Source organism: Paraburkholderia sp. 40 (assembly GCF_050434105.1).
GTDB classification, from domain to species: Bacteria; Pseudomonadota; Gammaproteobacteria; order Burkholderiales; family Burkholderiaceae; genus Paraburkholderia; species Paraburkholderia tuberum.
In genome coordinates this window covers 1,016,183-1,033,437 of the sequence record NZ_JBNPVY010000004.1, presented here as the reverse complement: position 1 = coordinate 1,033,437, position 17,255 = coordinate 1,016,183, and the positions used below count along the sequence as shown (strand labels likewise).

At 64.9% G+C, this 17,255-nt stretch carries 15 protein-coding genes; 8 read left to right on the top strand and 7 right to left on the bottom strand.

Features of this window, described 5'->3' with window-relative positions:
* Positions 1-137: 137 nt before the first annotated feature.
* Complete coding sequence (gene mprF / locus OKW28_RS26395) at positions 138-2,729, top strand: bifunctional lysylphosphatidylglycerol flippase/synthetase MprF (protein WP_429450133.1); 2,592 nt, start codon at positions 138-140, stop codon at positions 2,727-2,729.
* Positions 2,726-3,991, top strand: a complete 1,266-nt coding sequence (locus OKW28_RS26390; protein ID WP_429450131.1) for a virulence factor family protein — start codon at positions 2,726-2,728, stop codon at positions 3,989-3,991. Before mprF ends, OKW28_RS26390 begins: the two co-directional genes overlap by 4 nt.
* Here OKW28_RS26390 and OKW28_RS26385 read toward each other — a convergent pair.
* Positions 3,963-4,244 carry a hypothetical protein gene (locus tag OKW28_RS26385; RefSeq protein WP_184022741.1) on the bottom strand — a complete coding sequence of 94 codons (282 nt, stop codon included), beginning with the start codon at positions 4,242-4,244 and terminating at the stop codon, positions 3,963-3,965. The genes OKW28_RS26390 and OKW28_RS26385 overlap by 29 nt on opposite strands.
* Positions 4,245-4,345: 101 nt before the next feature.
* Here OKW28_RS26385 and ilvA point away from each other — a divergent pair, with 101 nt between their 5' ends.
* Positions 4,346-5,932 (top strand): threonine ammonia-lyase, biosynthetic, encoded by a 1,587-nt coding sequence (ilvA, locus tag OKW28_RS26380; RefSeq protein WP_429450130.1) that lies wholly within the window; start codon positions 4,346-4,348, stop codon positions 5,930-5,932.
* Positions 5,933-6,170: 238 nt separating this feature from the next.
* Positions 6,171-7,361 carry a 4-hydroxybenzoate 3-monooxygenase gene (locus OKW28_RS26375; RefSeq protein ID WP_429450128.1) on the top strand — a complete coding sequence of 397 codons (1,191 nt, stop codon included), beginning with the start codon at positions 6,171-6,173 and terminating at the stop codon, positions 7,359-7,361.
* A 35-nt stretch (positions 7,362-7,396) separates the two neighbouring features.
* On the opposite strand, the gene OKW28_RS26370 is transcribed toward OKW28_RS26375, so the two are convergent.
* On the bottom strand, positions 7,397-8,287 hold the full coding sequence (locus OKW28_RS26370) for a helix-turn-helix domain-containing protein (RefSeq protein ID WP_429450126.1): 891 nt from the start codon (positions 8,285-8,287) through the stop codon (positions 7,397-7,399).
* 179 nt (positions 8,288-8,466) lie between these two features.
* On the opposite strand from OKW28_RS26370, the gene OKW28_RS26365 reads away from it, so the two are divergent.
* The 4 genes from OKW28_RS26365 to OKW28_RS26350 all read left to right on the top strand — a co-directional run bounded on the left by OKW28_RS26365 (position 8,467) and on the right by OKW28_RS26350 (position 13,044).
* A complete protein-coding gene (locus OKW28_RS26365; RefSeq protein WP_429450124.1) occupies positions 8,467-9,366 on the top strand; it encodes an SDR family NAD(P)-dependent oxidoreductase in 900 nt (299 codons plus the stop codon).
* 10 nt (positions 9,367-9,376) lie between these two features.
* Positions 9,377-11,155 (top strand): FAD-dependent oxidoreductase, encoded by a 1,779-nt coding sequence (locus OKW28_RS26360; protein WP_429450123.1) that lies wholly within the window; start codon positions 9,377-9,379, stop codon positions 11,153-11,155.
* Entirely contained in the window at positions 11,152-11,490 is a 339-nt protein-coding gene (locus tag OKW28_RS26355; RefSeq protein ID WP_429450122.1) for an NIPSNAP family protein, read from the top strand. The genes OKW28_RS26360 and OKW28_RS26355 overlap by 4 nt, the downstream gene beginning before the upstream one ends.
* 171 nt (positions 11,491-11,661) lie before the next feature.
* Positions 11,662-13,044, top strand: coding sequence for an MFS transporter (locus OKW28_RS26350; RefSeq protein WP_429450120.1), 1,383 nt, complete (start codon positions 11,662-11,664; stop codon positions 13,042-13,044).
* A 46-nt stretch (positions 13,045-13,090) separates the two neighbouring features.
* Here the strand turns inward: OKW28_RS26350 and OKW28_RS26345 are convergent, their stop codons facing one another.
* From OKW28_RS26345 to kduI, 5 genes are all read right to left on the bottom strand, one after another.
* Positions 13,091-13,339, bottom strand: coding sequence for a hypothetical protein (locus OKW28_RS26345; protein WP_026225344.1), 249 nt, complete (start codon positions 13,337-13,339; stop codon positions 13,091-13,093).
* A gap of 75 nt (positions 13,340-13,414) precedes the next feature.
* Positions 13,415-13,831 carry a PXPV repeat protein gene (locus OKW28_RS26340; protein WP_429450118.1) on the bottom strand — a complete coding sequence of 139 codons (417 nt, stop codon included), beginning with the start codon at positions 13,829-13,831 and terminating at the stop codon, positions 13,415-13,417.
* A 693-nt stretch (positions 13,832-14,524) separates the two neighbouring features.
* On the bottom strand, positions 14,525-15,487 hold the full coding sequence (gene kdgR / locus OKW28_RS26335; protein WP_429450116.1) for a DNA-binding transcriptional regulator KdgR: 963 nt from the start codon (positions 15,485-15,487) through the stop codon (positions 14,525-14,527).
* Between the two features lie 99 nt (positions 15,488-15,586).
* Entirely contained in the window at positions 15,587-16,357 is a 771-nt protein-coding gene (gene kduD, locus OKW28_RS26330; RefSeq protein ID WP_429450114.1) for a 2-dehydro-3-deoxy-D-gluconate 5-dehydrogenase KduD, read from the bottom strand.
* A 6-nt stretch (positions 16,358-16,363) separates the two neighbouring features.
* Positions 16,364-17,200 (bottom strand): 5-dehydro-4-deoxy-D-glucuronate isomerase, encoded by an 837-nt coding sequence (gene kduI / locus OKW28_RS26325; protein WP_429450112.1) that lies wholly within the window; start codon positions 17,198-17,200, stop codon positions 16,364-16,366.
* Positions 17,201-17,255: the final 55 nt, after the last annotated feature.

Below are 17,255 nucleotides of genomic sequence, written 5' to 3'. Positions count from 1 at the left end.
GTGAACTGACGGCAAAATTGCTAATGCTGTCAACCTTTTGCACGTTTTGCCGTTATCACTTTGTAATCGCCGCCACAGGCGATACCGCGCGTGACGACCCGTCGCCGCGACCGCTCCTCGCAAGGCCCGCATTGACCATGTTCCACCGACTTCAACACAGCTTCGAGCGCCTCCCGGCGCTGCTCGGCCGTGCATCGAAAGCGCTTGGCAGCCGGGGCCTTCTGTCGCCCGTGCTCGCGCTCGTCATTTGCGGGTTGCTGCTGGTCGTGCTGCAGCATCTGTCCGAGGCAGTGAATTACCGTTCGGTGATCCGCGAACTGCGCCAGTTGTCGGCGCGCGAGTGGATCGGCGCGCTCGGCGCGACCGCGCTCAGCTACGTCGCGTTGGTCGGGCGCGACGCGGTTGGCCTGCGCTATCTCGGCGCGAGCGTGCCGCGCGCGGCGCTGTGGGTCGGCGCGACGGCCGGTTCGGCGCTCGGCAATGCGACCGGTTTCGGCGCGCTGACGGGCGGAGCGGTGCGCGCGCGCGTGTACGGCGTCGCGAACATCACGCCCGCGCAGATCGGCCGCATGACGGTGTTTACGAGCGTGTCGCTCGCGCTCGCCCTCGTCTTGATGACCGCGCTGGGCATGGTCTGCATGGCGGGCCAGCTCGCGCCGATGCTGCATCTGTCGCCAGTCGCGCTGCGCTGGAGCGGCGCTGCGCTGCTGCTCGCGCTGGCGCTCGCCGCGGCCGCGTGCCGTCGGCAAACCCGGCCGATCCGCACGCGCTGGCAGTGGCTCTCGTTCGATATTCCCGCGCGCCGCGATCTGCTCGCGCAGGTTGCGCTGGCGGTGCTCGACGTGGTCGCCGCGGGCCTCGCGTTGTGGGCATTGCTGCCGCATGCGAACGTGAGCTTCGTCGGCTTCATCACCGTCTACGCGGCCGCGATGCTGCTCGGCCTGATTGGCCATACGCCCGGCGGCGTCGGCGTGTTCGAAGCGGCGATGGTGTTCACGCTGAGCGGCAGCGTGCCGATGCATCAGATGGTCGCCGCGCTGCTCGCGTATCGCGCGATCTATTTCGGCGTGCCGCTGATCGTCTCCGCGGCGCTGCTCGCGGGCTTCGAGGGGCGCGCGCTGAAGAATCGTCTGTCGATGTTGCAGGCGGAGCGCGTGTCGGAACTCGCGCCGCTGTTTCTGAGCCTCGTCACGTTCGTGGTCGGCGGCATGCTGGTCATTTCGAGCGCGACGCCGGCGTTCTGGCAACGCATTCATATGCTGCGCGACCTGGTGCCGCTGTGGGTGCTCGAAAGCTCGCAGATGCTATGCAGCGTGCTCGGCGTGCTGTTGCTGTTCGTCGCGCGCGGCCTGCTGCGGCGGCTCGATGCGGCATGGTGGATGACGCTCGCGCTCGCGTTGCTGAGCCTCGCGCTGTCGCTGACCAAGGGTCTCGCGTTCGTCGAAGCCGGTGTGCTCGGCATGCTGATCGTGCTGCTGCTCGCGACGCGCAAGCGCTTCAACCGTCATTCGTCGCTGTTCGCGGAGCGTTTCACGGCCGGCTGGCTCGTATCGGTCGCGATGGTGCTGATGCTCGCGACGTGGGTCATGCTGTTCGCTTTCCGTGACGTGCCGTACACGGGCGATCTATGGTGGCAATTCGCGTTCGACGAGCGCGCGCCGCGAGCGCTGCGCGCGACGCTCGCCGCGAGCGTGTTCGCCGCGACCTTCTCGTTCTGGCAATTGCTGCGTCCGGCGCCGGGCCGCTTCGTGAAGCCGGCGCCCGAAGATCTGCACGACGCCGCGCGCATCGTGCGCGCGCAGGAACGCAGCGATGCCGGTCTCGCGTTGATGGGCGACAAGAGCTTCCTGTTTTCGGAGTCGCGCGAGGCGTTCCTGATGTACGCGAAAAACGGCCGCACGTGGGCCGCGTTGCACGATCCGGTGGGGCCGCGCGAAGAGTGGGCGGGTCTCATCAGCAAGTTCGTCGCGCTCGCGCATGCACATGGCGGTCGCGCCGCGTTCTACCAGGTGCGCGCGAATGCGCTGCCGCTGTATCTCGACGCTGGCCTCACGCTGATGAAGCTCGGCGAGGAAGCGCACGTCGTGCTCGACGACTTCGATCTGAAGGGCTCTCATCGCGCGCATCTGCGCTATGCGCTCAAGCGCGGCGAGCGCGACGGCTTTAGCGTCGAAGTGATCGATCAGGCCCATGTGCCGGCCTCGCTCGAAACACTGCGCGGCATTTCCGACGGTTGGCTCGACAGCCGCGACGCGCGCGAGAAGAGCTTCTCGGTCGCGGCTTTCCATGACGAATACCTGGCCGCGCAGTCGGTGATGCTGGTGCGCCAGAACGGCGAGCCGGTCGCATTCGTGACCTTCATGACAACCGATATGAATACCGAGGCGACCGTCGGCGTGATGCGTCACGTCGAAAGCGCGTCGCCGTATGCGATGGAATATCTGTTCACGCAGCTCGCGCTGCATCTGAAACAGGCGGGCTTCCGCTCGCTCAGTCTCGGCATTGCGCCGCTCTCCGGCGTGCAGCCGACGCCGCTCGCGTCGCGCTGGCATCGGCTGGCCGGCATCGTGTGGCGCTTCGGCGGCCGCTTCTACAACTTCCGCGGACTGCGTGCTTTCAAGAGCAAGTTCCAGCCGCGCTGGGAGCCGCGTTATCTCGCGGCATCCGGTTCGGGCGTGTTCTTCACGCTCGCGGACCTGTCGCTGCTGGCGGGAGGCCGGCGTTCATGACATTGCATCCGTTGTTCCTGCTCGCCGTCGCGGCGAGCGTTCTGAGTTGCGGCGCGCTCGCGCACGCGGCCACCACCACCGTGCCCGGCGGCCGCTATGGCGACGTGCGCGTGACGCAGCCCGAGGGGCCGCTGCGCGGCTTCGTCGTGCTGTATTCCCAGGCAAGCGGCTGGAGCGCAGCCGATCAGCAGAGCGCCGATGCGCTCGCGAAAGCGGGCGCGATGACGGTCGGCGTCGATACCGCGCACTACGCGGCCAACCTCGCCGCGAAAAAGGAAACCTGTCATCAGCTGGTGGGCGATGCCGAGGCGCTGAGCCATCAGCTCGAACGGCAATCGCAGTCGAGCCGCTACTTCGCGCCGATCGTCGCGGGTGCGGGGCAGGGCGCGACGCTCGCGATGCACGTGCTCGAGCAGGCGCCGTCCAATACGATCGCGGGCGCGGTGTCGGTCGACGCCGATCACACGCTCGACGCGCGCTTCGAGCCGTGTCCGCCGGACCCGACCGTGATTCGCGACAAGGTGCCGGGCTTCGTCGAAAAGGCGAGCACGGGAAATGCCGATCGCGCGCGTCTCGTTGCATTGCTAACGCCGCATCTGCAGCCGGTCTCGATCAGCGCCGACGACGTGTCCGACCTGCCGCTGATCGAATTGCCGGCCGCGCATCCGAACGGCTTGATGGCGATCGTGATTTCCGGCGATGGCGGCTGGCGCGATCTCGACAAGACCATCGCGCAGGCACTGCAGAAAGATGGCGTGTCGGTGGTCGGCTGGGACAGCCTGCGTTATTTCTGGAGCGAGAAGCCGCCCGCGCAAACGAGCCGCGATCTCGCGCGGGTGATGCAAACCTATGGCGAGCGCTGGCACGCGCAGCATATCGCGCTGATCGGCTATTCGTTCGGCGCCGACGTGATGCCGTTCGCGTATAACCGTCTGCCGCAGGCGCAGCGCGATAAGGTGTCGCTGATTACGCTGCTCGGCTTCGCGCCCGACGCCGATTTCCAGGTCCGCGTCGGCGGCTGGCTCGGCATGCCCGCGAGCGACAAGGCGCTGAACGTGCGCCCCGAGTTGACGCATGTGCCGCCGTCGATCGTTCAATGCTTCTATGGCGAGAGCGAGACCGACACGCTGTGTCCGGCGCTCGACAAGACCGGCGTCGAAGTCATCCGCACGAGCGGCGATCATCACTTTGGCCGCGATTACAACGCGCTCGAGCAACGCATTCTCGCGGCATTCAAAAAGCAGAGCGGCGTGCGCGATTGATGTCGGTGTTGGTCGTCTCAGCGGGGCGCGCTTGCCGGTGCGCCCCGTTTTTCTTGTGTGGCACTGCCGCACTGCGCGGAGATTGACAAAGCTTGCCGAGTCGACGAAGATCGCCGACATGAACTGCCTCGACATCCGTATTGCGCTGATTATTAGCATCATTCATCGAATGGTGGGTTAGCGCGCGTCGACTTGCAGTCACACATAACCCGCCAAACGAGGCGGGTTTTTTTATGTCCGCTTTCAGGTTCATTCTCTGCCTGCCTCCTGGCGAACATGCCGCGATTGCTATCGTTCGATGTCGATCGCCGTTGATGCGTTGTTGCATCGAATGTTGCTACCCAGGAGCTTGCCGTGCTGTTAAACGAACTCGAACAGGCCGCCGCAGCGGCCGGGCGCGTCGCGCCGTCTTACGACTACCTGAAAAAGACCCTGACCGCGCGCGTCTACGACGTGGCGCGCGAGACCGAACTCGAACGCGCGCCGAACCTGTCGGCGCGGCTGTGCAACCCGGTCTATCTGAAGCGCGAGGACAACCAGCCGGTGTTCTCGTTCAAGCTGCGCGGCGCATACAACAAGATGGCGCATATTCCGGCCGAGGCGCTCAGTCGCGGCGTGATCACCGCGTCGGCGGGCAATCATGCGCAGGGCGTGGCGTTATCGGCGGCACGCATGGGCGTGAAGGCGATCATCGTCGTGCCGGTGACGACGCCGCAGCTCAAGGTCGACGCGATCCGCACGCATGGCGGGCCGACCGTCGAGATCGTGCAGTTCGGTGAGTCGTATAGCGACGCCTATGGTCACGCGGTCAAGCTGCAGGAAGAGCGCGGCCTGACCTTCGTGCATCCGTTTGATGACCCCTACGTGATCGCCGGCCAGGGCACCGTCGCGATGGAAATCCTCAGCCAGCACCAGGGGCCGATTCACGCGATCTTCGTGCCGATCGGCGGCGGCGGTCTCGCGGCCGGTGTCGCCGCATACGTGAAATCGGTGCGCCCCGAGATCAAGGTGATCGGCGTGCAGACCGACGATTCATGCGCGATGGCCGCGTCGTTGAAGGCGGGCGAGCGCGTGACGCTGAACGAAGTGGGCCTGTTCTCCGACGGCACCGCGGTGAAGCTCGTCGGCGAAGAAACCTTCCGTCTGTGCCGCGAATATCTCGACGAAGTGCTGCTCGTGAACACCGATGCGCTGTGCGCCGCGATCAAGGACGTGTTCCAGGACACGCGCAGCGTGCTCGAACCGGCGGGCTCGCTCGCGGTGGCCGGCGCCAAGCAGTATGCCGAACGGGAAGGCATCGAGAACCAGACGCTGATCGCGATCACGTCGGGCGCGAACATGAACTTCGACCGCATGCGCTTCGTCGCCGAACGCGCGGAAGTGGGCGAAGCGCGCGAAGCGGTCTTCGCGGTGACGATCCCCGAAGAGCGCGGCAGCTTCAAGCGCTTCTGCGAACTGCTCGGCACGCGCAGCGTCACCGAGTTCAACTACCGGATCGCCGACGCGGACTCGGCGCATATTTTCGTCGGCGTGCAGATCCGCAATCGCAGCGAATCGGCGCAGATCGCCGGCGCCTTCGAAGCGCACGGTTTTGCCACCGTCGACCTGACCTTCGACGAACTGTCGAAGCAGCACATCCGCTACATGGTCGGCGGCCGCTCGCCGCTCGCGCGCGACGAACGACTGTTTCGCTTCGAGTTTCCGGAACGTCCGGGCGCGCTGATGAAATTCCTGTCGTCGATGGCGCCGAACTGGAACATCAGCCTGTTCCACTACCGCAACCAGGGGGCGGACTACAGCTCGATTCTGGTCGGCATTCAGGTGCCCGGAAGCGACCACGCGGCGTTCGAGCGCTTCATCGAAACGCTCGGCTATCCGTGCTGGGAAGAGAGTAAAAATCCCGTCTATCGACTGTTTCTTGGCGAGTTGAAGCTCGTTTAGCGGATTGGGGTTTACCTGAGGGCACGCCATGCCGCAGCACGAGCCGCGTGTCGTCCAAATCGCCGGAAAACCCCGCCAGTCTTGCGTTTTCGGCCGAAACAGCCGCGCGGCGCTGGCTCCCGCCTTACACCTTCTATCGCGCAACGCGATACGGCCTATCCGCCATATCGCATTGCGGGATAGGCGTCGCGATGGTCACACTGAGCGCAAATTTCATCACCGCATTCAGGAGACATACATGCGCACCCAAGTCGGCATCATCGGTGCAGGGCCCGCTGGCCTGCTTCTTTCCCATCTGCTTCATTTGCGCGGTATCGACTCGGTCGTGCTCGAAACGCGCACGCGCGATCAGATCGAATCGACTATTCGCGCCGGCGTGCTCGAGCAGGGCACGATGGACCTGCTGACGCAAACCGGTCTCGGCGAACGCATGAAAGCCGAAGGCGCGCTGCATCACGGTTTCGAACTCGCGTTCGAAGGCAAGCGTCGCCGCATCGATCTGACCGGCCTCACCGGTCATGCGATCACGGTTTATGCCCAGCACGAAGTTATCAAGGATCTAGTCGCGGCGCGCGTCGCCGCGGGCGCCGAACTGCGTTTCGGCGTATCGGAGACGTCGGTGCACGGCATCGATACCGATAAGCCGTCGATCCGCTATCGCCACGAAGGCGCGGAGCACGAACTGCAATGCGACTTCGTGATCGGCTGCGACGGCTCGCAAGGCGTGTCGCGCCAGGCGATCCCGCAGACGCTGCGCAAGGATTTCGAACGCGTCTATCCGTTTGGCTGGTTCGGCATTCTGTGCGAAGGCCCGCCGTCGTCGGACGAGCTGATCTACGCGCGCCACGAGCGCGGCTTCGCGCTGATCAGCACGCGCTCGCCGAACGTGCAGCGCATGTATTTCCAGTGCGATCCTAAGGACTCGGTCGACAACTGGTCCGACGATCGCATCTGGGGCGAACTGCATGCGCGCGCCGATTCGGACGAAGGCCACAAGATCATCGACGGCAAGATCTTTCAGAAGAACATCGTCGGCATGCGCAGCTTCGTGTCGACGACGATGCAATACGGCCGCCTTTTCCTCGCTGGCGACGCCGCGCATATCGTGCCGCCGACTGGCGCGAAGGGCATGAACCTCGCGGTCGCCGACGTGAACGTGCTCAGCAAGGCGCTCGACGCGTTCTACAAGGAAAACCGCGCCGATCTGCTCGACCGTTACAGCGAAACCGCGCTCAAGCGCATCTGGCGCGCCGAGCACTTCTCGTACTGGATGACCAGCATGCTGCATCGTATCGAAGGCGCTTCGGCGTTCGAGCAGCAACTGCAGGTCGCCGAGCTCGAGTACGTGACGACGTCGCGCACGGCCGCGACAGTACTGGCGGAGAACTACGTCGGCGTCGCCGGCGCGCAGATGCAGGCGCAGCTATAAGCGCTACTGCAAGCACCGCGCGATCATCGGGATCGCTAATTGATCGACAGATCCCGATGCGCGGCCGCCTGAAACTCCTTGGGCGTGACGCCGGTCCGCTTGCGGAAATAGCGGCTGAAATAGGCCGCATCTTCGAAACCGAGCGCATGCGCGATCTGTTTGATGCTCGAACCCGAGTAGACCAGATCGCGCTGCGCCTCGCGTATCAACTGATCGTTGACGAGCGACAGCGGCGAATGGCCAAGCTCATCACGACAGATGCGCCCCAGTTGCGCCGCGGTCACCCCCAATTTTTCCGCATAAAAATCGATTGGCAGATGCTCGCGCACATGCGTGGCGATCAGTTCGCGTAGCCGTTTGATCTGCGCGGCGCGCCGGTCATTGACGGTCGCGCCCGCGCTCGAGGCGGCATCGGTCAGCCGGGCGACCTGCACAAAAAGTGCAATCATCAGCGACATGCCCGCGGCGATATGGCCGCGCGCGCTGCCGCGAAATTCCTGCTCCAGCAAACCGAACAAGGGCATCAACGTGCGCTCGCCGACCGAGGGCCGCACGGGAATCAGCGCGGGCCGTTGCAGCACCGGCACGAGGCCCGGCGACACCGCTTTCGAAATCGACTCCAGCGCGCGCTGCGCGGCCGTAATCACGAGCCCGTCGATCTCCGGCGAAAACACGAAACCGTGCACCGTTTGCGCTGGAATCAGGATCAGGCATGGCGCTTCGATCGTGAGCTTTTCGCTTTCGATCAGCACGTGGCCCGAACCGCTGCGGATATAGAGAATCTGCAGCAATGCATCGTGCCGGTGCGCGGCGATATGCCAGTCGTTCGGACGACTGCGCTCGACGATCCATTCGAAATTGAACGCGTCGTACCACGGCGGCCGCGCGGACTCTCCGTACAGATCGTAGTTAGGGATATTCCTCATGCGGTTTTGTCTCCAATGTTCGAATTGTCCTGCGATGTGCTGCCTTTGTCCAATTTCGTCCGGAATCGCGTGGCTATACTTTTTTCCATCGAAGACGCGGTCGAATGACGCAGTCTGGTGAAGCCGGCCAACCTAAGCTCGCCGCGATCGTGAACATGGAGATCGGGAGGACTAAGCAAATGAATCAACGGGAAGATCGGCGCGACACACCCGCCAATGCGCGACACTGGCTCGGGCTCGAAGGCCGCGTCTGCGTCGTGAGCGGCGCGGCGGGCGGCATCGGCAGCGCGATTGCTCAGGTGTTGGGCGACGCTGGCGCACGCGCGGCGCTGCTCGATCGCGATGAGCAAAAGTGCCGTGACGTCGCGCAAGCGCTGAACGCGAGCGGTGTCGAAGCGCTGGCGCTCGCCTGCGATATCGGCGACATCGATAGCGTGCGCGGCGCGGTGTCGGAGGTCGAAGCGCGCCTCGGCGTCGCCGATGTGCTCGTGAACAACGCGGGCCTGTTGCGCCCGGGGGGCATCGAAGAGATTGGACTCGATGCATGGAATGCGATGCTGCGCGTGAATCTGACCGGCTACATGCTGTGCTCGCAGCAATTCGGTCAACGCATGCTGAAGCGCGGCGCTGGCGCAATCGTGCATGTCGCGTCGGTGGCCGCGCATCATCCGCAGACCTATAGCGGCGCTTACAGCGCGGGCAAGGCCGGTGTCACGATGCTGTCGAAGCAGATCGCGGCGGAGTGGGGACCACGCGGCATTCGCAGCAATACCGTGTGCCCGGGCATGATCCGCACGCCGCTGTCGGCGGCGTTCTACGAGCACGGCGATATCGAACGCCGGCGCAGCGCGATGACGGCGAGCCGCCGGATCGGCGAGCCGAACGATATCGCCGATGTCGTCGCGTTTCTCGCGAGCGAACGCGCGGCCTATGTGAACGGTGCCGAAGTCGTCGTCGATGGTGGCTTCGAAAGCATGCTGATGGACCTCGTGCCGCGTCCCGGCTTCGAAGCCAATCAGGCCGCGCAAGCCAACCAGGCCGCGCAAGCCACCCAGGCCGACCGCCAGGTCCGCGCGTAAGGAGACCATCATGACCAACGCAACACGCGGCGCGACACTCACGTGCGACGTGCTCGTGATCGGTTCGGGTGCGGGAGGGCTGTCGACCGCGATCACCGCGCGCAAACACGGTCTCGATGTCGTCGTGATCGAGAAGGAGCCGTTCTTCGGCGGCACGACCGCGTTTTCAGGCGGGGTGCTGTGGATTCCGGGCAACCGTCACGCAAAGAGCAACGGCGTCAGCGATACGCGCGAAGCGGCGCTGACCTATATGCGCAGCGAAACCGGCGCGTGCTTCGATGCCGCCGCCGTCGACGCGTTTCTCGACACGGGCCCTGAGATGCTCGACTTCTTCGAGCGCGAAACCACCGTCAAATTCGTGCCGACGCTGTATCCCGACTATCACCCGAACGTGGGCGGCGGTGTCGACATTGGCCGCTCGGTCGTCGCCGCGCCGTTCGATGCGCGTGCGCTGGGCCAGGACATCTCGCGATTGCGCCCGCCGCTGAAGACGATCACGTTCATCGGCATGATGTTCAACTCGTCGAACGCGGACCTGAAGCACTTCTTCAATGCGACGCGTTCGCTCACCTCCGCGCTTTACGTCGCGAAGCGCCTCGCGAGCTATCTGAAGGATCTCGCGCTGTACCGGCGCGGCGTGCAGATCACGAGCGGTAACGCGCTCGCCGCGCGGCTCGGGAAGTCCGCGCTCGATCTCGGCATTCCGATCCATACGAACACGGCCGCTCGCGAGCTGACCGTGGCGAACGGCAGCGTGACCGGCGCGCTCGTCGCCGGACCGCAAGGCGAGATGCGCATCGTCGCGCGACGCGGCGTCGTGCTCGCGTGCGGCGGCTTCTCGCGTGACGTCGCACGGATCGCCCGCGCGTATCCGCATCTGCGGCGCGGCGGCGAACACCTGTCACCGGTGCCGCGCGGCAATACGGGCGACGGCATCGGCATGGCCGAACGTCTCGGTGCGCAGGTGACGATCCGTTATCCGCAGCCCGCCGCATGGATGCCGGTGTCGCGCGTGCCGATGAGCGACGGCAGCGTCGGTGTGTTTCCGCATCTGGTGGATCGCTACAAGCCTGGCGTGATCGGCGTGACGCGCGCGGGCAAGCGCTTCACCAACGAAGCGAATTCGTATCACGACGTGGGTGCCGCGATGATCGAGGCCTGCGCAAACGAACGCGAAACCGCGATGTGGCTGATCTGCGATCACGCGACGATCCGCAAATACGGGCTCGGTTATGCGAAGCCGGCGCCCGTGCCGCTCGGCCCGCTGCTGCGCAACGGCTATCTGAGCAAGGGCCGCACGCTCGCGGAACTCGCGCGCAACGCGGGTCTCGCCGGCACGGCGCTCGAGGCGACCGTGAAGCGCTACAACGCCGACGCGGCGCGTGGCGAAGATCGCGAATTCGGCCGCGGCACGACGTCGTTCAATCGCTATCTGGGGGACCCCGAGCACCAGCCGAACCCGTGCGTCGCGCCGATCGGCGACGGTCCGTACTACGCGCTGAAGGTCGTGATGGGCGATCTCGGCACCTTCGACGGCATCTCGACGAACGTGACCGGCGAAGTGCTCGACGTGAAAGGCGCACCGATCGCCGGCCTGTACGCGGTCGGCAACGATCGCGCGAGCGTGATGGGCGGCAACTATCCGGGCGCGGGTATCACGCTCGGGCCGATCATGACGTTCGGCTATATCACTGGCCGTCATCTCGCGGGCGCGAGTGTGAAAAGCGCGAAGAGCGCAAGCAACGCGGACCCCCGCGCAGCCGAAACCGTATTGAGGACCGGCACATGAGCCAGGGCAAACTTTTCGTCGATCATCGCATCTACACGATCCGTCCGCGCGGCATGGCGGAGTTCATCGACGTTTTCGACCGGCTCGCGATGCCGATTCAGCTCAAGTATCTGGGCGCGCCAGTCGGCTTTTACATGAGCGATATCGGCGCGCTGAACCAGGTCGTGCATCTGTGGGGCTACGAGAGCATCGGCGACTACGACCAGCGCCGCACCGCGCGCGACGCCGATCCGGAGTGGCCCGCTTATCTGCAGGCGTCCGCGCATCTGATCGTCGCGCAGGAGAGCCGCATCATCAGGCGAGTCGACTTCAGGACGCTGACGATGCTGCGCTAGCCGCCCGTTCGAGGAGGAGACAGGCATGAACGAACGGACAGCGCGACGCTCGCAAGCACGGTCGCGACCACCGTCGCGGCGACCGCGTGTTGAACAGCAATTCGAACAATAAGAAAACACCGCTTCATCTCAAGGAGACATCGCAATGAACCAGCTGAAAGGAGCACGCACATGAGCCGTTCCGAACGCAGTGTAGACGTGCAGGCCTTTGTCGACGGACAGCGCTTTTCGCCGTTTCAATGGACGATTCTGGTGCTGTGCTTTCTGGTCGTCGCCGCCGACGGTTTCGACACCGCCGCGGTCGGCTTCATCGCGCCGTCGCTCGTGCAGCAGTGGGGCATCGCGCGCAGCGCGCTCGGCCCGGTGATGAGCGCGGCGCTGGTGGGACTCGGCATCGGCGCGCTCGCGGCCGGCCCCTGCGCGGACCGCATCGGACGCAAGACGGTGCTAGTGCTGTCGGTGTTCTTCTTCGGGCTGTGGAGTCTCGCGGCGGCCCGCGCGAGCTCGATCGAATCGCTGACCTTGCTGCGCTTTTTCACCGGTCTCGGTCTCGGCGCGGCGATGCCCAACGCGGTCACGCTGATGTCCGAGTACGCACCCGCGCGGATTCGCGCGGTCGCCGTCAATGCGATGTTCTGCGGCTTTTCCGGCGGTCTCGCGATCGGCGGTCTCGCATCCGCATGGTTGATTCCGCATTTCGGCTGGCCGAGCGTGCTGGTCGCCGGCGGCGCCGGTCCGCTCGTTCTGAGCGTGATGCTGATACTGTTTCTGCCGGAATCGGCGCAATTTCTCGCGGTGCGTAAGCGCGCCGATCAACGGATCGCGCGAATCCTGCAACGCATCGCGCCCCACGACCGCTTCGACGGATGCCGTTTTTTTGCGGTCGACGTGCGCCGCAATACCGGCGACGCGCGTTCGCAATGGGCGCTCGCGATCATCCTGTCGACGCGCTACCGCTTCGGCACGCTGATGCTGTGGCTCGCCTATTTCATGGGGCTACTGATTTACTATCTGCTGACCAACTGGCTGCCGACGCTGTTCAAGGACACCGGCTTCTCCGGTGAAAAGGCCGCGTTGATGACGTCGCTGTTTCCGCTCGGGGGCATCCTCGGCAATCTGTGCGTCGGCTGGGTGATGGATCGCTTCGCCGGGCATCGCGTGATCGCGTTCACCTATGTCCTCGTCGGCGCGCTCGTGTTGCTGGTCGGGCGGGGCGTCGGCCATCAGGTCTGGCTCGGGACGCTGATCTTCCTGACCGGCACGGTCGCGACCAGCGCGGTCACGTCGATGTCGGCGCTCGCGGCAAGCTTCTATCCGACCCGGGCGCGCGCGACGGGCGTGGCGTGGATGCTGGGAATCGGCCGTGTCGGCGGCGTGACGGGCGCGCTCGTCGGTGCGGCGTTGATGGAGCTCGGCTGGCAGTTCGGCGCCGTGTTCAGCCTCCTCGCGGTGCCGGCCGTGATCGCGGCGGGCGGGGTGGTATTGATGATGCGGCGCGAGCCGCTCGATCACGCATCGGTCGATGAAAACGTCGGCGCCATAGCGATCGAATGAGCGCGGCGTCGGGCGTGCCGCTACGTCTCGAAAGACGCGCGACGACTCAGGACGCGCGCAGCAACGCCATTTCGTTGTGCAGCAGCGCGAGCAATTCGTCGTCGGTTGGCCGCGTGCCCCAGTGGCGCGCGCCGGCCACCGACGCGATCGCCATCCACGAATGCGGTGGAAACCATTCGCGCACCAGCGTGCCGTCCTGGCGCAGGCACAGCTGGCCGGTCAGCTCGCTGTATTCGGCGCAAATGTGCGCGCCGTCGACCTGCGCGGTTACTCGTCTCGGATCATTGCGTAGCACGTCGTCGCTCCTGTCAAAGGGGTGGCGCGAATGCAAGCGCGACACGGTGGCGCGATGGACGCCACCTGCCGTCTATCAATGGTCATGCTCGCGATCGTCATGACCATGACCGTGCCAGCCGTTGTCGTGCCAGTCGCCGTGCGGGCCGCGTGCATCGCGCCATTCGTCGTGGCGATGTTCCCACTCGCGCCGCTCCCACTGGCGACGCTCCCAATAGCGATGACCATCGTAGTAGCGTTCGCCGTACCAGCCCGGAGCGACTATGACCGCGGGAGGCGGCGCAGGCGCATAGACGGGCGCGGGCTGCACATAGACGGGCGCGGGCTGCACGTAGACGGGCGGCGGAGCCTCGACCACGGCGGGCGCGACCGCAATGCCCGGCACGCCGATATTCACGCCGACATCGACGTGCGCGAAAGCGGCCGTCGATGCGCCGATCGCGAGACCCGCGACGACGGTCAACGATACCCAGCGGTTGCGTGAAAGACTCATGATTGTTCTCTGTTGTGTGGATGTCTGTGATGGAGTGGCGAGCCGGACGCGCACCTACTGCGCGTGATGGCCCGATCAATAACGTTCGTAGTAGTGGTCATGATGCGGGTGATCGCCAGGGACGACGATGCAGCCGCTCAACGCGCCACCGAGCGTGGCGGCAAGAATGACCAATGCGAGGATTTTTTTCATGATGTTGCTCCCTGAAATCTGTGATGCGAGTGCCTGTCGTGCGAAGCATTTCATCTGATCCGCTTTCGTTTGAACCGAACTCTACTGAGCGGCGCGATTACCGGTGTGTTTGTGTGTAACAGGACGTGTCGATCCGAGCTCGCGCCGAAACGTCGATGCGAGTGCGATGAACGAGGAGGGAAGGCGCCGTGGGTTACGGGTCGAAGTGCCGGGCGACTGTCAAGCGCGCGGTCAAACCCTTGAAGGGTCTATGAAAAAAACCGCATTCAAAGGCAGACGAAGTATGGATTCGAAGCGAAGGTTCGGCGCCTCGGTTGCTGAAAAAAGAAGCGCATCAAATTTTGGCTTATGTATGCGGCGCAGATACATTCGGTTGCAGACTGGGTAAGAAGTTCGGTAGTGCGCTCGGGCGAGCGTGATGGAACGACGCTACACCTGTAGCGTCATCAGCTTGCCTTAAGCTTCGGTGGGATCGGCAAAAACGCATCGCGCGCGCGCAACCTACTGCGCGGCCGCGGGCTCCGGGGCGGTCGCTTCGCGATAGCCGAGCCGCGTCGAAATCGCGAGACCGGCCTCTTTGAGCAACGCGACGTAATGCTGCTTCGTGTCGGCACCGCAGCGCATCGTCGGAAACGAAATCGACAGACCGGCGATCACACGGCCGAAGCGGTCGAACACGGGCACCGCGATGCATTGCAGGCCTTCTTCCTGCTCCTCGTTGTCCTCGCCGTAGCCCTGCTCGCGTACGCGCGGCAGGATGCTCAACACCGCTTCGGCGCAGGTCAAGGTCTTTTGCGTCGACTTGCGAAATTCGATGTGCGAGAGCACGTCACGCGCGTCGGCCGGGTCCATCCATGCGAGCAGCACCTTGCCGATCGCCGTGCTATGCAGCGGATTGCGTCGGCCGATCCGCGACTGCATGCGCAGCCCGTAGTCGGCGTCGATCTTGTGGATGTAGATGATCGCGTCGTCGTCGAACGCGCCCAGGTGTACCGCTTCGCGCGTCATCTGGCCGATGCGGCGCATCTCGATGTCGGCCTCGCGCACCAGATCGACGCTTTCGAGCGCTTTCGCGCCGAGCTCGAACAGACGGATCGTCAGCCGATAGCGCTCGGTTTCGACTTCCTGGGTCACATAGCCGAGCGCCTTCAGTGTTTGGATCACACGATGCACGGTCGTCTTCGACATGCCGAGCCGCTGCGACAGCTCGCTGATGCCGATCTGTCCGGTGTCGCCGATCGCGCCGAGAATCGCGAACACGCGCCCGATCGACGACGCCGATTCGCCGCGCTCACCGCTGTCCGCATCGAGCGACGCTGCGCCGGCGGGTTCCTTGCGGGCTTTGCCGCGGGTCTTATCGAGCGCCTTGTCGAGCGTCTTGTCGCGCGCAGTGTTCCTCGCAGTATTCCTCGCAGTATTCCTCGCAGTATTCCTGTGTGTTCCCGTTGCCGCCATGTCCGTCATTCCCTGTCTGTGCCAACTCGCCGCTGCCGCATCGAGCCGATGTTCACCGGCGCGAGAGCATAGCGCGTCGCGCGCACTCGTGGCGAGCTTGTGCCGTCCCTAGCGCGCGAGCCAGCCGCCATCCACCGCCAGTGTATGCCCATGCACGTAGTCCGACGCCGACGAGGCGAGAAAAACCACCGGCCCCGCGAGATCGTCGGGCACGCCCCAGCGGCCGGCCGGAATGCGGCCGAGTATCTGCTCGTTGCGCTGCGCGTCGTCGCGCAACGCCGCGGTGTTCGCGGTCGCCATATAGCCGGGCGCGATCGCGTTCACGTTGATGCGTCGCGCGGCCCATTCGTTCGCGAGCAGTCGCGTCAGACCGAGCACGCCACTTTTCGACGCGGTGTACGACGCGACGCGGATGCCGCCCTGGAACGACAACATCGACGCGACGTTGATGATCTTGCCGCCGCTTTGCTGGCGCACGAACTGACGCGCCGCGGCCTGCGACAGGAAGAACAGGCTCTTGAGATTCACGTCCATGACCGCGTCCCAGTCGTCTTCGCCAAACTCGAGCGCGTCTTCGCGACGGATGATGCCTGCGTTATTGACGAGCACGTCGATGCGGCCGAACGCTTCGACCGCGGCGCGCACGATGTCGTCGACCGAAACGGTCGACGCGAGATCGGCGCGCACGTCGACGAAGCGGCGCCCGAGCGCCTCGACGCGCGCGGCAGTCGTGCCCGCGTCCGCGCGACTGACACCGACGATGTCGCAGCCGGCCGCGGCGAGCGCGACGGCCATGCCGGCGCCGAGGCCGGTGTTGCTGCCGGTCACGATGGCGACCTTGCCGGTCAGATCGAAAGTGTTCACTGTGTTCGGACTCATGTTCGCTCAGCGCAGCTCGCGGACCGCGAGATGGTCCATGTCACCGAACACCTGGTTCTCGCCGACCATGCCCCAGATGAATGTGTATGCGCGCGTGCCGACGCCCGAATGGATCGACCAGCTCGGCGAGATCACCGCCTGCTCGTTGCGCACGACGATGTGCCGGGTTTCGTGCGGCTCGCCCATCATGTGGAAGACGGCGGCGTCGTCGGCGACGTTGAAGTAGAAATACACTTCCATGCGGCGCTCGTGCGTGTGGCAGGGCATCGTGTTCCACAGGCTGCCCGGTTCGAGCTTCGTCATGCCCATCGACAGCTGGCAGGTCGGCAGCACGTCGGGCACGATGAACTTGTAGATGGTGCGGCGGTTGCTCGTGGCCGGATCGCCGAGGATTTCGGGCGAGGCCTGGTCGAGCGAGATCGTGCGGGTCGGATAGCTGGTGTGCGCGGGCGCGCAGTTCAGATAGAACTTCGCCGGCTGGGTGGCGTCGGCGCTGCCGAACGCGACCGCTTGCGCGCCCTTGCCGATATAGATCGCCTCTTCGCGGCGCACCGTGTGGCGCGTGCCGTCGACGTCGACCCAGCCGTCGCCGCCGATGTTGATCGCGCCGAGTTCACGCCGCTCGAGCAGATAGTCGACGCCGATCGCCTTGCCGAGCGAGCCCGGCACTTCGACCGCGCGCTCGACCGGCCACACGCCACCGACGATGATCCGGTCGATATGGCTATACGCGAGCTTCAACGCATCGCGCTCGAAGATCTGCTCCACCAGAAACTCGCGACGCAGCCCGGTGGTGTCGAGCGTCTTCGCGTATTCGCTGTTGATGGCCTGTCTCACGTCCATTGATCGTTCTCCTGTCGGTATGCGGGGCGCGGCGCCGCCTTGTGCCCGAGACTGT

Bases quoted from the DNA above. Each gene is read 5' to 3' on its own strand.
- OKW28_RS26360 (WP_429450123.1), top strand. From the start codon at position 9,377: ATGACCAACGCAACACGCGGCGCGACACTCACGTGCGACGTGCTCGTG.
- kdgR (WP_429450116.1), bottom strand. From the start codon at position 15,487: ATGACGGACATGGCGGCAACGGGAACACACAGGAATACTGCGAGGAAT.
- OKW28_RS26365 (WP_429450124.1), top strand. From the start codon at position 8,467: ATGAATCAACGGGAAGATCGGCGCGACACACCCGCCAATGCGCGACAC.
- kduD (WP_429450114.1), bottom strand. From the start codon at position 16,357: ATGAGTCCGAACACAGTGAACACTTTCGATCTGACCGGCAAGGTCGCC.
- kduI (WP_429450112.1), bottom strand. From the start codon at position 17,200: ATGGACGTGAGACAGGCCATCAACAGCGAATACGCGAAGACGCTCGAC.
- OKW28_RS26390 (WP_429450131.1), top strand. From the start codon at position 2,726: ATGACATTGCATCCGTTGTTCCTGCTCGCCGTCGCGGCGAGCGTTCTG.
- OKW28_RS26350 (WP_429450120.1), top strand. From the start codon at position 11,662: ATGAGCCGTTCCGAACGCAGTGTAGACGTGCAGGCCTTTGTCGACGGA.
- OKW28_RS26375 (WP_429450128.1), top strand. From the start codon at position 6,171: ATGCGCACCCAAGTCGGCATCATCGGTGCAGGGCCCGCTGGCCTGCTT.
- OKW28_RS26355 (WP_429450122.1), top strand. From the start codon at position 11,152: ATGAGCCAGGGCAAACTTTTCGTCGATCATCGCATCTACACGATCCGT.
- mprF (WP_429450133.1), top strand. From the start codon at position 138: ATGTTCCACCGACTTCAACACAGCTTCGAGCGCCTCCCGGCGCTGCTC.
- OKW28_RS26340 (WP_429450118.1), bottom strand. From the start codon at position 13,831: ATGAGTCTTTCACGCAACCGCTGGGTATCGTTGACCGTCGTCGCGGGT.
- OKW28_RS26385 (WP_184022741.1), bottom strand. From the start codon at position 4,244: ATGAACCTGAAAGCGGACATAAAAAAACCCGCCTCGTTTGGCGGGTTA.
- OKW28_RS26370 (WP_429450126.1), bottom strand. From the start codon at position 8,287: ATGAGGAATATCCCTAACTACGATCTGTACGGAGAGTCCGCGCGGCCG.